Below are 14266 nucleotides of genomic sequence, written 5' to 3' on the forward strand. Positions count from 1 at the left end.
GTCGCGGCGTAGTGCGCGGGATATCGAGCATCTCGGGTCGGCGCATGACGACGGGCCGTTCATGGCATCGCACCCCTCGTGAACCGCGGTCAGAATGTGGCGATCGGGTTGACCGGGCTGCCGGAGGTACCGGCGAAGCGGACCGGCGCGACTGCGAGGTGGAAGTCCCACTGGCCAAGCTCGGCAGCCGTCGTCGCGCACACCTCCAGGTCGCAGTTGTCGAGCAGCCACAGACCCATCGCGACGAGACCCACGGCGTGAACCGGCATCAACACGTCTTCGTACCCCGACGGCTGAACGTCCTGGGGGGTGTCAGCGCCGATCAGCGCGACGCCGCGTTCATGTAGCCACGGCAGGCAGGACGCGTGCCAGCCGGCCTGCGTGAAACCGCTGGCCGCACCGGCCTCGTGCCGGACGCGGCCATAGCCGGTCCGCAGGAGTACCGCATCGCCGGATCGCACCCGTACACCCTGGCGACGCTCGGCCTCCTCGAGATCGTCGGGAAACACACCCTGCCCCGGTTCCCACCACGGCACATCGCGGGCCCTCGCAACGTCCAGCAGGACACCACGCGTGATGATCCCGTTCGCCGCCGCCGTGACGGCCGCCCACGCCGATCCCGTTGCGGCGTCGACCAACGAGTGCGAACGCCCGTTGTACATCGTGCCGTCCCAGAAGATGTGGCACGGCGAGTCGACGTGGGTGAGGGTGTTGCCGTGGAACGTGATGCCGAGCCGCTCGGACGAAAAGCCCCAGCGCCGGTCGGCGTGGAAGCCGGGCACCGGCATGTTCTCGGCACCCGGCATGTCGGCGGCGCACGGGCACGTCGTCGTCGACCGCTCCATGTCCTCCGGTACGGCAACCTCCCATGCGCACGACACGCTCCTGCCATGGCGCACGGCCCGCGCCGCCGCCAGCCGGACGTCGTCGGTGATGTGGTTCAGAGTTCCGAGCTCGTCGTCGTCGCCCCACCGTCCCCAGTTCGACAGCGTGTTGAAGTACCCGAGCACGTCGTCCTGCGTGGGCATCGGTCGCCCTGCCGTCATCCCAGCATCGACTCCTCCGGTCACGCGGTTCTAGGCACCGCAGGTAGGGTATCCCGCCGCTGGATACCCGACGACCTTGCACCGCCGGCGCCGCGATCAGCCGAGGTGCGCACTAATTTGAGCCAAGTCGGGTTCGACGGGGTGCAGGTCTTCACTGACGGAATGTGACCCGCCAACGAGGACGGTAGGCCCCCGGTGTGGACTGACAACGGACCTCAGCCCGTTGTCAGTCCTCGGGTTGCCAGCTCGCTGAGCGAAGGGTTGCCGCCGAGCGCCGCGCGAGCCACCGCCGGCTTGCGCAGCTCGAACACCTCCACCATGAACGTCGGCGATTCGGACCGTTGCTTGATCCCGTCGACCTCCTGCCGGTCCGGGTTGAACGGCAGCGTCCGCCACTGACTCGCGGTTTCCTCCCAGCCAGAGGAGATGGCCTTGGCCAGGCCGGTCGTGAGGTGACGTCGAGTTTCTAACCCAGACTCAGGTTGTGCTGCTTGAGCGCACTCTGGATGATTTCGAGCGCTTTCGGCCCCATGCCGTGCAGCTTGGCCAGTTCGGCGCGCGGCACCCCTGCAAGGTCACGCAGGGCCGTGTAGCCAGCGTTGTCCAAGGCCCGCGTCGCCGGCGCACCGATCGTCGGCAGGGTGTCGAGGGAGGAATTCACGCTCTTCATCATGTCGCGTCCAGCCCATGGCTGCACCGTTCTCGCCTGGCGCGCCGCGATCAGCCGGACACGCCTCCGGAGGCAAAGGGTCGCGTCAGACGTGCGGTGGCCGTCCTCGTACCCACGCCAAAGCCACGTGACGTTGGAGGCTTACGTGACGTTGTCGTACTCCGTCTGGTGGCGGCGGATTTCGGCATGGTGGTCGGCGGACCAGGCCGCCAGGGCCAGGACGGTGGAGAGCAGTGACGTGCCCAGTTCGGTGAGGGCGTACTCGACGCGGGGCGGGACTTCGGGGTAGGAGGTCCGGGTGACGAGGCCGGTGCGCTGCAGGTGCTTCAAGGTCAGCGTGAGCATGCGCTGAGAGATGCCGGGGATCGCGTCGCCCAGGTTCGAGTAGCGGATGGGGCCGTCGGCGAGCGTACCGATGATCAAGACGCTCCACTTGTCGCCGACGAGGTCCAGGACCTCGCGGATGAAATCGGCGTCTTCGTCGTTCCAGTGCGCACAGGGCCCTGGCGCGGCCCGGACGTTCGCCCGGACGTTGGTTCGCCTCCGTCGAAGATCCCCTGCACTCATACCCGCTCCCCCTCCGTCAGCCAGTTGCTACGCACATGAATGTACCTTTTGTGGCTCTCCGATTCTAATGCATGATGTGGCTACGAACAGGTAGTAAGAAACGAGGAGGAGTGCCATGAAGATCGAGTTCTGGTCGGACATCGTCTGCCCGTACTGCGGGCTGATGGATCACCGGCTCCACCAGGCCCTGGACCGGTTCCCGGATGGCGATCAGGTGCAGGTGATCCACCGGTCGTTCCAACTACACCCCGACCTGCCACGGGAGGGCGTCAGTCAACGAGAGTTGATCAAGATGGCCGGGGCCCCCGCGACGACCGTGGACCGGGTCCTGCGGCCGATCGAGCGGGCAGCCAAGGCGGAGGGCCTGACGCCCTACCGCGCGGTCGACCGCACGCTCGGGCCGACCGACCTGGCCCACGAGCTGCTCGCCTACGCGACCGACCAGGGCCGCGGAGCCGAGATCTGGACGGCGATGTTCCGCGCGCACTTCGGGCAGGCCCGCAAGCTGTGGACCGCCGGGGAGGTTCTCGACTTCGCCGCCGAGGTGGGCCTGGACCGCGCCGGGGCCGCCGAGGCCCTGCGTAGCCGCCGCTACCGCGCCCGCGTGGCAGCCGACCAGCGTGAGGCACAGCGCCTCGGGGCCCGCGGCGCGCCGTTCCTCGTGTTCGATGGCCGCTTCGCCGTTCCCGGGGCGATCGGCGTCGATGACCTGCTCGCGGTCATCGCCAAGGCGTGGGCCGAGAGCCATCCCACGCCACAGCCGCTGCCGGTTGTCGCTGACGCCGAGGGCATGTGCGCCCCGGACGGATGCGCGGTACCCGACCGCACCATCTGAGCCGCGGGCGACGGATTCCCCGCGCTACCAACCCGAGCCGACCGCTCGGGGCAACAGACACGGACCCACGAGGGTTCGCCATCCCGAATTGGAGTTACCAGCCATGTCCGATCTGAAGGCGCAGGACAGTGCTCTGATCCTGATCGACCACCAGGTCATCTCGATGGGGTTCATCAAGACCCAGTCGCCCGACGTCGCCAAGTTGAACAGCATCACCCTTGTGAAGGCCGCGAAGGTCCTCGACATCCCCAACGTCTGGACCAGCAGCACTGAGGACGACAACCAGGACTGGTGGATGCCCGGGCTGGAGGAGATCAACCCCGAGGCCTACGCGAACCGGATCAAGCGCACCGGCATCATCGACTCCTGGGACGACCCGAACTTCGTCCGGGCCGTCGAGGCCACCGGCCGCCGGACCCTGATCATGGCCGGCACCACCAACGACGGCTGCCTGATCTACACCGCCCTCAGCGCCAAGCGGGCCGGATACGAGGTCTACGCGGTGCTCGACGCCGGAGGATCAGCGTTCCAGGCATCCGAGGAGGCGGCGCGACTGCGCATGATGCAGGCCGGCGTCATCCTGACCACCACCGCCGCGGTCCTCGGCGAACTCGCCAAGGACTGGGCCACTCCGCACGGCCAGCAGATTCGTCAGATCCTGGCCGACAACTTCAAGACCGTACTCGGTGGATTTGGGTTGGCGAAGTAGGCGCAGCGCCCCCAGCGGGCCCGGCGGCAGGCTGCGTGCAGCCCGCGCCGGGCCCGCTTTCACGGGCGGCGCAGAGCGATCAGCCGCCGATCATGCGGGTCAGGCACCACACCGGCCAGCGTCGCCAGTCGCGCCACGCCGGCCGGCGCCGGGTGACCCCGGGCGACGTCGGCGATCACGGTACGCGCCCACGGCAGGCACCGAACCTCAGCCGGCGCAACACTGTCCGCGTCGACCAGGGCGCGTGCGGCGCCGCCCAGGTCACCAACCTGGAGGTACGCCCGCGCGGCATCGACCAGGTCCGGATGCCTGTCCACCGTCGGACCTCAGCCACGATCGATGGCTGGTGGCGCACCGCTCACGATCGCCTGCCATATCGAGCCGCAGCGGATGTCACTTTAACCCGCCATACATATAGGCGTGCATGCATAGGCGGCTAAGTCCGGCGGGACCCTGGATAACGATGCAGGTGGATATTGTAGCGAAATCCTTGTTCGGGACGCATAGACGGAGGTGTCGGTGAGGCACAAAAGACGATGGCGCTCAAGACTTGCCGCTGTGGTTGCGGCACTGGTCGCCGCACAGGTGGCGCTCGTCGCCGCCCCGGCGTCGGCAGGGGAGAAACGCCTGTGGGAGGTGGAGGTCGCCAAGATCCCCACCGCCAAGTACACCCGCGACGCCAAGGTCTACATCACCGAGTCCCTCCAGGCCCTCCGGCCGTATGTGGACGGCGGGTTGGGAGACAGCCGGATCGCCCCGGTGCTGGCGGACGTCGAGAGCCGGTATTTCGACGGCGCCCGGCTCAAGAGCGCCGCCGACGGTTCGACGGCGTTCGACAACCTCCAGCATCTGGAGTCGTTCCTCAAGAGTCGGCTCTCCGGTGCCAGCCCGCCCAACGGCGAGGCTGAGCAGGCACATGTGATTGCGCTGGTGGAGACCCTGTCCGGGTTGCGCCTGCTGGCGGACGCCGCGATCCAGGATGCCGAGGCGACGATCGGGCCGTTCCGGGCCAGCCCGCCACCCGCGCCCGCCCCAGCTGGGCTGGCCGAGGCTTTCGCGGACCTGGACGCGGCCAAGGCCAGCCTGGCCAAGGCCGACACGATGCTGGCCAAGGCCAATCCGGAGCCGGCGACGGTCCACGCGTCGAAAGCCTGGGACAACGGCTTCCGCGTGTTGACTCGGCTGGGCATCACCTACAACGGCGACCACGATGGCGACGGGGTCGTCGATGTGGTGGAGCTGCGGTTCGGGTCCAGCCCGCTGCTGGTCGACTCCGACGGTGACGGGTTGACCGACAAGTTCGAGATCACCGAGTTGGCTGGCTGGACCCGGCCCAACGCGGTCGACACCGATCAGGACGGGGTCGCCGACGGCGCGGAGGACGTCGACGGCGATGGGCTCACCAACCTCGACGAGCAGCGGATCGGTACCTCGCCCACCGACCCGGACACCGACGGCGACGGTGCCACTGACGGTGCCGAGGTGGCCCAGGGCAGCAATCCGCTCGTGGCCGACCAGCCACGCGCTCCGCCGACACCCGGCAACGTCCCGCCGATCGTCCCCACCCCCACCGACACCGACACCGACGGCGACGGCCTGCCGGACCTCGTGGAGGAGGACGGCCTCACCGATCCCGCCAACGTCGACACCGACGGCGACGGGCTCTCGGACTTCACCGAGGACGACCTCTCGATCAACCCACGCGTTCAGGACACCGACGGGGATGGTCTACGCGACGACTACGAGGTCGCCAACGCCGAGTCCCAGGGCCTCGACCCTGGCCGATTCGACGAGCAGATCAGCAAGTGGACGTACGTTTCCGACTTCCTGCTCGGCATGTTCGCCGGCGACTTCGCCGAGAAGGACTCGATGGCGTGGCTCGCCGGCAACTTGTGAAGCGGCGGGCTGAGCGTCATCCCGGTCGTCGGCTGGATCCTCGGCGGGCTCGCCGACATCCGCGACACGATCGCCGCGCTCATCCACGGCGAGTGGGTCAGCGCGGGTCTCAGCATCCTCGGCGTCGTCCCCTACGTCGGTGACGCGGTCGCGATCCCCGCCAAGGTCGCGAAGTTCGTCCTCAAGTACACCCACCGCCTCACGCCAGCGGCCCGGTTCGTCGCCAAGTACGACAAGATCCCCGACACCGTCAAGGAGCTCACCTACGAGCTCATCATGCCGGAGGTCTGGGCAGCCCTCGTCGAACCGGAGGGTCTGGCAGCCGCCGCCAGCAGAATCAGCAAGAGCAACTTCAATCGGCTGCTCAGTGGTGAGCGCACCGACCTCCAGAAGATCCACTTCGCGCTCAAGGCGGTGGGCAGCAACGGGCAGAATCTGCACGTCCCCGGCGCCGACGTCAGATGGGCCACGGGCCGTAACGACGGTCAGAACATCTTCGTCGACGAACTCATGGGATACCGTGACGACACCACTCGCGGCCGGCCCCAACTCTGGCTGCGGCAGGCCGGCGAGCCAGGGCAGTTCGAGCCCAGCGGCCGGTCGACCGACTACGGCGAGTACAGCCCCGAGGGCTGGGTCATCCACGAGGTCAAGACCGGCGTCCCGACCGAACACGACCGCCACAACCTCATCCAGTGCGATGAGGACAAGTGGTACTCCGACCCAGCCAACCAGGACAAGATCCTGGAGGACAACAAGATTAACCCGCAGTTCCGAAACACAAAGATCAAGGGAGCCCACTGGCACTTCATGCCACATGGTGGGTATAACTCACTCGGCCCATCCGATCTTGTGCTGGATTGCCTGAAGAAGAACAACATCCCCTTCACCATTCACTTCCCGCTGAGCTAGCCGGGTTCCGTCGGGGGCCGGGCCGCCAGCCCGGCCCCCGACGCGTTCACCACAAAGGACCATGAACCGATGACATCTGAACTACCCGCGTACGCGGTGCCCGGCATCGAGTCCGAGGACCCCACCGGCGACCCGGGCTACTTCTTCTACCGCGTCGACCGACTCGCCGGCTTCCCCCCGGTCGCCGCGGCCATCGACCGCACCCCGAGCCTCATGCCGGCGATCTGCTCGGACGACAGCCAGATGCGGGAGGCTTTCGCCCAGAGCCGCGCCGCGCTCTGCCGGCAACTCTGGGTCGGTACTGACGACGGGCTGCACTGGGAGTTGAGCTTCAGCGACGGCGTGAAGTTCATCGTCGACACTGGAGACGAGCCCGTGGATCTCCTCCGGGACGCTCTCGTGGCGCAGCCCCGCGTCAGCTCCGTCGAACACTATTGCGACGAGAACTTCAAGGTCGAAACGACCCAGGTGCTGCGGGCCGACGAGATAGCCGCCTACTTCATCGACACGGTCGTCACCGCCCACCGCGAGTTCGCCCGCCGCCAGGGCATCGACCTGCCGTACTGAGGCCAGCACGCGCGCTGAGCGCCACGATCGGATCACCGGGTTCGGCTTAGCCGCGCCGGTCGTTGGCCTTCTTGTCCTCGCCGTACTCGCCGCGGATGGGCAGGTAATAGGCGGGCAGGAAGCCGGCGATGATGGCGACGCCCGCGATCGGCACGAACGCCCCGACGAGGATGCCGGAGCCGATCCAGACCAGCGCGAGCGCGAACCGGCGGCCGATGGCCCGAACGCCGAAGGGGCCGAGGCTGGGGTCCAGCAGTTTGGCGCGGCGGAGATGGGCCCAAGTGATGTTGAACAGGGCGGCCGCCGTCCACAGTGTGGCGCCGTAGACGACGACCGCCGTACGCAGGCCCTGCTCCGCGCGTAATGCGCCGGCGAGTAGCGACGTGGAGAACGGCAGGAACGCGATGACCATCAAGAGCAACGTGTTGAGGAACAAGACCTCACGGTCGACGTGGCGGACGCGGTCGAACATGACGTGATGATTGACCCACACCTGCCCGATGAGCAGGAAGCTCAGCGCGTACGCCAGGTACGACGACCACAACGCCCCGAGGCCCCGCAGGAGATGCCCGAAGTCCTCCGGCGGTTGGATCTCCAGCACGAGAAGCGTCACGGCGATGGCGAAGACAGCGTCGCTGAATGCCACCAGCCGGCCCGGATGACGCACGAGCTGCGGAATGTCGCTTTTGGAAAGCATGCTCTAAGTATGCTATTTATCCGGTTCTGCCACGCTCACCCGCAGCCCGCTCGTGGGCCAGTGCCTCGTCATGCAGCCTTGAAGGGGTAATCCAGGTGGCGGATCTTGAATCCGACTGCGAATGCGGTCTTGGGTTGGGCTCGTTGGTTGCGCCACCGGACGTAGGCGCCGATCGTGCCGTCCTGATCGGCGTGGCCGCGGTGATCGGTGCCGTTGAGGGCGAAGTAGCGGACGGCGGCGAACTCGGCCTCGATCCGGTTCAGCCAGGACGCGTACGTCGGCAGGAACACCAGCTCGACCTGATGGGCTGCGCACCACGCTTTGACCTCGGGATGCTTGTGCGGGGAGAAGTTGTCGCAGATCAGGTACAGGTGCTCGCCCGGCCAGCGGGCCCGCAAGGTCTTAAGGAAGCTGAGGAACTCGCGCCACCGTTTTGCGGTCACGGATATGCCCTTCGACCATCGACACCTGCCGGACGAACACCTCCGGGCGCCTCTACCCACGCCACCACCTCCCAGACCAACAACGATGGGAGACAGCCTGCCGACACATCCTCAGAACCAGCGGATTACACGGCCAACGTTCAAAGACGAGGCACTAGGAGGTTCGGGGCCATGCCCTCGGAACTCTCGAACGCGTGGTAGGAGGTGCGGAGATCTATCGCTGGCAACCGGTCCACTCGTTCGGCGGTTGGGGCCTGGCCGTTACCACGCCCGAGCGCCCCTGCGCAGTGTGGCTGCTGAAAATCGCGACTGGTCCGGGCCATCCTCGTGTGCTCGGAGCCGGGTGCGTCGAGGCACCCGGCCTGTCGCGAGCTCAGGGATTCCAGTCCACGACGGCGTACACGCCGTCGAAGCGCCGCGCGGCCAGTTCGTCGCGCTGGATCCCCCAGTAAAGGGCGGCACCGCCTGGCCTCATCTCCGAGCTGCACAAGAACTCGGCCAGCAGCACCCAGTCCTCGACGCGCGGTGAGGGGCTGCCGGAGCCCCTCCAGTAGCCCAACTGCTCCGCCTTTCCTGCGTACTCCGCGACGACTCCGAGAGGACCGTCATTTCCGCGGAAGTCGCAGGCCGAGGCGTGCCCACCAATCTGCACGCCGCCCCACTTGCTGCTGATGGGGGCCTTACTACTCCAATAATCGATCAGTTTGGGGTTGAGATGCGCCGGAGTGTGTGAGGGCAGGGAGACGTCGATCGTCAGGTGTATGTCGCCCTGTGGGTAACTTTGGCAAACCTCGAGAAACTCCTCGTCCTCGTCCTCGTCCTCGTCGAGTTCTTCGTCCTTCGGCGGTTCCTCGACGGCTACGCCAGCCGGGACGTATAAGGCCGAGCCCTGCGAGTAGTACTCGCCGCCTTCGGGATAGCCGAAGAGCAGCAGTTGGCCGTCGGGCGGTAGTGGAAGATCCGTCGCCTGCCTGGGCAGGGCCGCGCAGTCGATGGTGGCGACGAGGGGATTTCCGGGAACCTGGGTGCCCCGGGGAACCATCGCGGTGCCGCCGAACCGGCCGACGACCGGCCCGTCTCCGCCGGGCGCCAGTGTCCCGCAGGGAATGGCGGTGGCGATCCATCGTTCGACATCGTCGGCCGGGAAGCCTTGTTCGAGTGCGTCGGCGCGGATCTGCGCTAACTGCTGAGGCATGGTCAAAATCACGTGGGCAGCCTAAGGGACGTCTCGTAACTGGGTGAAGGTGTTGCCCGGCGCCAGACCGGCGATCAGCCGGCGAGGATGATGTTGTGGAGGTTGGCGATGCCGGAAGCGGCGTCGGCCAATGTGTGAGCGGCGCGGCGGTAGTCACGCAGGATCTTGAAGCACTTCATCCTGGCCAGGGCGTGTTCGACCCCTGCACGGACCCTCCGGTGTTCGACGTTGAGGGCTTCTTTCCAGGCCGGCAGGTCACCGCCGTCGGCGGGCTTGCGGTACGGGATGATCACCTCGGGGTTGCCGCGGTAGCCGCCGTCGGCCATCACCGGCCGCCCGGCGAGTTTCTCCTCGATGCCGCTGGTGCGGTAGACGATCGTGTCGTTGCGGTTGCCCGGCTGTGGGTCGCCGACGGCGATGACCAGGCGGGTGCTGGCGTCGATGGCGACCTGCAGGTTCGTCGAGTACCGGTAGTTCTTGCTGCGGGCGGCCAGCCGGTGATCGCGGGTGGGAATCAGGGTGCCGTCGACGATGGCGATCTGCTCGACCGGCCGCCGCAGCACCGGCGCGAGGGCCAGCAACGGGCCGAGAGTGTCGATGACCCGGTGCGCGGCCGAGTGCGACACCCCGAACAGCGGCCCGATCTGGCGCATCGTCAGGTTCGTGCGCCAGTAGGTGGCCACCAGCAACACCCGATCGGGAAGGTCCAAGGCCCACTGCCGGCCCGGCCGGCCATCGGCGATGCCGTCACCGCCACGCTCGGCGACCACGCGGACCAGCTTGCGGAACTGGGCGGGCTGCAGCCCCGTGAACGGAAAGATCCACTCCGGGCGGGCCGCGGTGATCACCTGCACCCAGGCATCCTGACCGACCGTCCTCAACGGACAGACACCGGGGTTACGAGACGTCCCTTAGTACGGCAGCCGCCCTTTGAGATGGCGCTGGTCGGGAGGGGTGGACGCAAAGGCAGCCACCGCATGATCGTCTGTACGCTGTGGACATAAGGCCGGCTACCCCTGGGCGGACATCAGCACCACGATCGTCCGGCGCAACTTCACCGGGTCCTTCGCGGTCCGGGTGATCCGCTGCAACCGTTGACCCTCGGCCATCGACACCTGCCGGACGAACACCTCCGGGCGTCTGCCCACCGGCCACCACCTCCCACAGCGTCATACGTTGGGAGACAGCCTGCCCGACGGCTTCTCAGAACCGACGGATTACACGATCAACGTTCAAAGACGGGGCACTAGTGTCCTGCGCCGGAAATTCGCCTAATAAGTTGGTGTAGGGTGAGGTGATGGCACGGACCGGGCGCCCTACCGCGCCGCTGGTGTTGACCGACGAGGAACGCACGACGCTGACCCGCTGGTCGCGTCGGGCGAAGTCTTCGCAAGTTCTCGCGATGCGGTCCCGGATCATCCTGGCGTGCGCCGAAGGCGCTTCGAACACTGATGTGGCAACGGCTCTGGATGTTCATCTGTCCACTGTGGGTAAATGGCGGCGTCGGTTCCTGGTCGAACGTCTCGACGGGTTGATCGATGAACAGCGTCCCGGCCGGCCCCCGTCAATCGCCTTGGACAAGGTCGAAGAGGTGGTTGTGGCCACCCTTGAGCAGACACCGCGTAACGCCACGCACTGGTCCCGGACCTCAATGGCCGCGAAGTCTGGGCTGTCGAAGTCGACGATCGGCCGGATCTGGCGAGACTTCGGCCTCAAGCCGCACCGGGCCGACACGTTCAAGCTGTCCACCGACCCGCAGTTCATCGAAAAAGTCGTTGACGTCGTCGGGCTCTATCACCACCCGCCCGAACGGGCCGTCGTGCTCTGCGTGGACGAGAAATCCCAGATCCAGGCACTCAACCGCTCGCAACCGGTCCTGCCGATGATGCCGGGCATGCCCGAACGGCGAACCCACGACTACCACCGCAACGGCATCACCAGCCTGTTCGCCGCGTTCGACATCGCCGACGGCACCGTCATCAGCGAACTGCACCGCCAGCACCGCGCGATCGAGTTCAAGAAATTCCTGATCACCATCGACAAGACCGTCCCGGCCGACCTCGACGTGCACCTCGTCTGCGACAACTACGGCACCCACAAAACCCCCGCCGTCAGGGCCTGGCTCGCGAAACACCCACGCTTCCACATGCACTTCACCCCGACCGGCTCATCCTGGATCAACCAGGTCGAACGCTGGTTCGGTTTCCTCACCGACCAGAAGATCCGCCGCGGCACCCACAAGAGCGTCCAAGCACTCGAAGCCGACATCCGCTCCTGGATCACCGACTGGAACAACGATCCGCGACCGTTCATCTGGACCAAGACCGCAGAAGAGATCCTCGAATCACTCGCCCGATTTTGTAGGCGTATTTCCGGCGCAGGACACTAGCTCTGCGGCGCCAGGGTGCGCAGGACGCAGAACTCGTTGCCCTCGGGGTCTGCCATGACCACCCAGTTTCGGTCTGCGCCCTGGCCCACGTCCGTCTTGGTGGCGCCGAGGCCGAGCAATCTGGTTGCCTCATCGTCGGTGCTGCCGTCGATCGGGCTGACGTCGAGGTGAAGCCGGTTCTTCACGGTCTTGCCCTCGGGCACCTGGATGAACAGCAGGGTGGGCGACATCTGTCGGGCCCGAACATCCTCGACGGTCGGCACCCAGGAGCCGATCTCGACCTTGCCCTCGCTCCGGTCGATCACCTTGAAGTCCAAGACCTCGCACCAGAAGGCCGCGAGCCTCTCCGGATCGTGGCAGTCAACGGCCAACTCGGTAAACCTACTTGTCATGATCTGATGTACCTGTCTGCTGGGGGCTGATTCCTGTCCATGCCGGTGAGCTCATGGTCGACATGATCTCTTGGCCGAAGAGCCCGGGTGGAGGCTGGCCGGTCACCGGGTCAGGCCGACCAGCGTCGCCAGTCGCGCCACGCCGGCCGGCGCCGGGTGACCCCGAGCGACGTCGGCGATCACGGTACGCGCCAACGGCCGGCACCGGACCTCAGCCGGCGCGACGCTGTCCGCGTCCACGAGCGCGCGCGCGGCGCCGCGCAGGTCACCAACCTGCAGGTACGCCCGCGCGGCATCGACCAGGTACGCGCCCCGATACTCGGCCGGCAGCCGCCGCCACGGCTCCCGCCGGATCACCGTCACGTGCCGCCGCACCGCCTCGGCGGCGTCACCCCGCAAGAGCGCCTCCACCACCCGCGCCAGCTCAACGGCAATCGGCCCGAAGCTGGTGCGGTGCTGGTCGTCGTACCCCCTGAGCCTGGAGGCGATCCTCGCGGCCCGGCCGGTCAGCTCTTCGGCGCGGCGAGTGTCGCCGCCACCGGCGGCGGCCATTGCGGCCTGGAGCAGCAGCGTCCCACCCACGGCCAACTCCCCCGCCGGCCGCCGCGGCCCGGGCGCGCCTTCACCTCGGTGATCATGAGGTTGACGGGCGGTTTGATCTCGACAAGACCCGTCAACCTCATGACCACCGAGGTGGGATGGGGCCGGGTGGGTGGGAGGTGGGAGGACGCGGTTCGCGGCGGTTAGCGTCGCGGCTAGGGCGAGGCGGTCACGGCCGGACGCGCGTAGCGCTTGGCCGACCGAGACGGCCGCTGTTGCCGCGAGGACCGGGTCGTCGCCGGCGGCGGCCATCGCCCGGTCGGCGGCCAGCCACCCGAGGTCGGCCTCGCCGAGCTTCACCAGGACCGACGAGGTGATCCGGTACGCCTGCACCAGGAGCTCCGCGGCCTGCGCGCCCTGGGCGGCGTCGAGCAGACCCGGCAGCACCCGCACCAACTGCGCGTAATGCGCGTGCATCCGACCTAGTCCAATAGCGGCGCGAGCCCGTCGAGCAGTCGCTGCAGGCCGAACTCCAGCAGAATATCCAAGTCGAACTCGAGGTGGTCGGCGGCGATGGCGCGGGCCATCATAGGCAGTTGCCGGCTGGCCAGCACGGTCGCGAGGCGGTTCTGCTGCGCCCGCATCCACTCCTTGTCGGTCAGGCCGCTCTCCTGTTCGGCCTGCGCCTCGTCCTCCAGGTTCACCGCTGTGCCGCGTACGTAGTTTGCGACCATCACCGCCGCCCGAAACTGCGTGTTCGGGTCCAAGCCGTACGCGTCCAGGGCCCGCATCGTCCATTCCGTGTGGGCCATCGCGTGCGGGGCCAGCAGCGGCCGGGTGAACGAGATCGCCTGGGCCAGCCACGTGTGCCGCCGGTACATCGACCATTGCAGCCGGGCGAGAGCTTCGACGCAGGCCCGCCAGCCGTCCGTTTCCGGTGACAGCGCCGGTGGCGGGTTGGCGGCCATAACCTTGTCCGTCATCAACAACACCAGCTCCTCCTTGTCTTGCACGTGTCGGTAGAGCGACATCGTCGGGACGCCGAGCTCGCCGGCGAGGCGGCGCATGGACAGGCCGGTCAGCCCTTCGGCGTCGGCGATGGTGATGGCCGTGCTGACCACGAGGTCGCGGTCCGGCCCCGACCCGACGGGCCGGGCTCGACGGGTCACGACCGTCCCGACGCCGGGCGTCGCTCGCACGAGGCCCTGCTCGCGCAGGGTGGCGAGAACCTTCGTTGCGGTCGCCATCGCGACCCCGTACTGCGCCGTGATCTGCCGGGTCGACGCGACCTTGGTACCGGGCGCGAGTTCGCCGGAGGCGATCCGGGCCGCGATCTCCGCAGCGATCCGCCGGAACTGCGGTACGTCCACCACTACCTCCACGTGTACTAGTGCACTCCACTTTAGTG

General features: G+C 67.3%; 18 protein-coding genes. 6 read left to right on the top strand and 12 right to left on the bottom strand.

Annotated features, from left to right (window positions below; translation table 11 throughout):
- Positions 1–89: 89 nt before the first annotated feature.
- The 3 genes from OG470_RS28330 to OG470_RS28340 form a co-directional block, all read right to left on the bottom strand.
- Positions 90–1028: a cyclase family protein gene (locus OG470_RS28330; protein ID WP_328417086.1), complete on the bottom strand. Its 939-nt coding sequence runs from the start codon at positions 1026–1028 to the stop codon at positions 90–92.
- Between the two features lie 484 nt (positions 1029–1512).
- Positions 1513–1716: a helix-hairpin-helix domain-containing protein gene (locus OG470_RS28335; RefSeq protein WP_328426664.1), complete on the bottom strand. Its 204-nt coding sequence runs from the start codon at positions 1714–1716 to the stop codon at positions 1513–1515.
- 141 nt (positions 1717–1857) lie between these two features.
- Positions 1858–2283 (bottom strand): winged helix-turn-helix transcriptional regulator, encoded by a 426-nt coding sequence (locus OG470_RS28340; protein WP_328417088.1) that lies wholly within the window; start codon positions 2281–2283, stop codon positions 1858–1860.
- 115 nt (positions 2284–2398) lie between these two features.
- Between OG470_RS28340 and OG470_RS28345 the strand changes: the two genes are divergently transcribed.
- The gene (locus tag OG470_RS28345) at positions 2399–3118 is read left to right on the top strand and encodes a DsbA family oxidoreductase (RefSeq protein WP_328417090.1); all 720 of its coding nucleotides are present in this window, start codon (positions 2399–2401) and stop codon (positions 3116–3118) included.
- Between the two features lie 103 nt (positions 3119–3221).
- Positions 3222–3827 carry an isochorismatase family protein gene (locus OG470_RS28350; RefSeq protein WP_328417092.1) on the top strand — a complete coding sequence of 202 codons (606 nt, stop codon included), beginning with the start codon at positions 3222–3224 and terminating at the stop codon, positions 3825–3827.
- A 59-nt stretch (positions 3828–3886) separates the two neighbouring features.
- Here the strand turns inward: OG470_RS28350 and OG470_RS28355 are convergent, their stop codons facing one another.
- A complete protein-coding gene (locus OG470_RS28355) occupies positions 3887–4144 on the bottom strand; it encodes a hypothetical protein (RefSeq protein WP_328417094.1) in 258 nt (85 codons plus the stop codon).
- Positions 4145–4385: 241 nt separating this feature from the next.
- On the opposite strand from OG470_RS28355, the gene OG470_RS28360 reads away from it, so the two are divergent.
- From OG470_RS28360 to OG470_RS28370, 3 genes are all read left to right on the top strand, one after another.
- Positions 4386–5723 carry a hypothetical protein gene (locus OG470_RS28360; protein ID WP_328417096.1) on the top strand — a complete coding sequence of 446 codons (1338 nt, stop codon included), beginning with the start codon at positions 4386–4388 and terminating at the stop codon, positions 5721–5723.
- 276 nt (positions 5724–5999) lie between these two features.
- Positions 6000–6635, top strand: a complete 636-nt coding sequence (locus OG470_RS28365; RefSeq protein ID WP_328417098.1) for a hypothetical protein — start codon at positions 6000–6002, stop codon at positions 6633–6635.
- Positions 6636–6704: 69 nt separating this feature from the next.
- Positions 6705–7202 carry a hypothetical protein gene (locus OG470_RS28370; protein ID WP_328417100.1) on the top strand — a complete coding sequence of 166 codons (498 nt, stop codon included), beginning with the start codon at positions 6705–6707 and terminating at the stop codon, positions 7200–7202.
- A 46-nt stretch (positions 7203–7248) separates the two neighbouring features.
- Here OG470_RS28370 and OG470_RS28375 read toward each other — a convergent pair whose 3' ends face one another.
- The 5 genes from OG470_RS28375 to OG470_RS28395 all read right to left on the bottom strand — a co-directional run bounded on the left by OG470_RS28375 (position 7249) and on the right by OG470_RS28395 (position 10685).
- Positions 7249–7899: a TMEM175 family protein gene (locus OG470_RS28375; RefSeq protein ID WP_328417102.1), complete on the bottom strand. Its 651-nt coding sequence runs from the start codon at positions 7897–7899 to the stop codon at positions 7249–7251.
- 68 nt (positions 7900–7967) lie between these two features.
- The gene (locus OG470_RS28380; RefSeq protein ID WP_328417104.1) at positions 7968–8342 is read right to left on the bottom strand and encodes a transposase; all 375 of its coding nucleotides are present in this window, start codon (positions 8340–8342) and stop codon (positions 7968–7970) included.
- Between the two features lie 373 nt (positions 8343–8715).
- Positions 8716–9549: a DUF1963 domain-containing protein gene (locus OG470_RS28385; RefSeq protein ID WP_328417106.1), complete on the bottom strand. Its 834-nt coding sequence runs from the start codon at positions 9547–9549 to the stop codon at positions 8716–8718.
- A 62-nt stretch (positions 9550–9611) separates the two neighbouring features.
- Positions 9612–10391 carry a transposase family protein gene (locus OG470_RS28390; RefSeq protein ID WP_328415194.1) on the bottom strand — a complete coding sequence of 260 codons (780 nt, stop codon included), beginning with the start codon at positions 10389–10391 and terminating at the stop codon, positions 9612–9614.
- 156 nt (positions 10392–10547) lie between these two features.
- On the bottom strand, positions 10548–10685 hold the full coding sequence (locus OG470_RS28395) for a hypothetical protein (protein WP_328417108.1): 138 nt from the start codon (positions 10683–10685) through the stop codon (positions 10548–10550).
- A gap of 149 nt (positions 10686–10834) precedes the next feature.
- On the opposite strand from OG470_RS28395, the gene OG470_RS28400 reads away from it, so the two are divergent.
- Positions 10835–11926 (top strand): IS630 family transposase, encoded by a 1092-nt coding sequence (locus OG470_RS28400; RefSeq protein WP_328417110.1) that lies wholly within the window; start codon positions 10835–10837, stop codon positions 11924–11926.
- Here the strand turns inward: OG470_RS28400 and OG470_RS28405 are convergent.
- The 3 genes from OG470_RS28405 to OG470_RS28415 form a co-directional block, all read right to left on the bottom strand.
- The gene (locus OG470_RS28405; protein WP_328417112.1) at positions 11923–12318 is read right to left on the bottom strand and encodes a VOC family protein; all 396 of its coding nucleotides are present in this window, start codon (positions 12316–12318) and stop codon (positions 11923–11925) included. The genes OG470_RS28400 and OG470_RS28405 overlap by 4 nt on opposite strands.
- Before the next feature lie 102 nt (positions 12319–12420).
- A complete protein-coding gene (locus tag OG470_RS28410) occupies positions 12421–13335 on the bottom strand; it encodes an XRE family transcriptional regulator (RefSeq protein ID WP_328417114.1) in 915 nt (304 codons plus the stop codon).
- Positions 13336–13340: 5 nt separating this feature from the next.
- Positions 13341–14240: a TetR/AcrR family transcriptional regulator C-terminal domain-containing protein gene (locus tag OG470_RS28415; RefSeq protein WP_328417116.1), complete on the bottom strand. Its 900-nt coding sequence runs from the start codon at positions 14238–14240 to the stop codon at positions 13341–13343.
- Positions 14241–14266 lie beyond the last annotated feature (26 nt).

Origin of the sequence: Micromonospora sp. NBC_00389 (assembly GCF_036059255.1) — a bacterium.
Classification (GTDB): Bacteria; Actinomycetota; Actinomycetes; order Mycobacteriales; family Micromonosporaceae; genus Micromonospora.

Coding starts and splice junctions, on each gene's coding strand:
- OG470_RS28340 (WP_328417088.1), bottom strand. CDS start 2,283: ATGAGTGCAGGGGATCTTCGACGGAGGCGAACCAACGTCCGGGCGAAC.
- OG470_RS28400 (WP_328417110.1), top strand. CDS start 10,835: ATGGCACGGACCGGGCGCCCTACCGCGCCGCTGGTGTTGACCGACGAG.
- OG470_RS28335 (WP_328426664.1), bottom strand. CDS start 1,716: ATGAAGAGCGTGAATTCCTCCCTCGACACCCTGCCGACGATCGGTGCG.
- OG470_RS28365 (WP_328417098.1), top strand. CDS start 6,000: ATGCCGGAGGTCTGGGCAGCCCTCGTCGAACCGGAGGGTCTGGCAGCC.
- OG470_RS28330 (WP_328417086.1), bottom strand. CDS start 1,028: ATGCCCACGCAGGACGACGTGCTCGGGTACTTCAACACGCTGTCGAAC.
- OG470_RS28405 (WP_328417112.1), bottom strand. CDS start 12,318: ATGACAAGTAGGTTTACCGAGTTGGCCGTTGACTGCCACGATCCGGAG.
- OG470_RS28410 (WP_328417114.1), bottom strand. CDS start 13,335: ATGCACGCGCATTACGCGCAGTTGGTGCGGGTGCTGCCGGGTCTGCTC.
- OG470_RS28350 (WP_328417092.1), top strand. CDS start 3,222: ATGTCCGATCTGAAGGCGCAGGACAGTGCTCTGATCCTGATCGACCAC.
- OG470_RS28345 (WP_328417090.1), top strand. CDS start 2,399: ATGAAGATCGAGTTCTGGTCGGACATCGTCTGCCCGTACTGCGGGCTG.
- OG470_RS28370 (WP_328417100.1), top strand. CDS start 6,705: ATGACATCTGAACTACCCGCGTACGCGGTGCCCGGCATCGAGTCCGAG.
- OG470_RS28375 (WP_328417102.1), bottom strand. CDS start 7,899: ATGCTTTCCAAAAGCGACATTCCGCAGCTCGTGCGTCATCCGGGCCGG.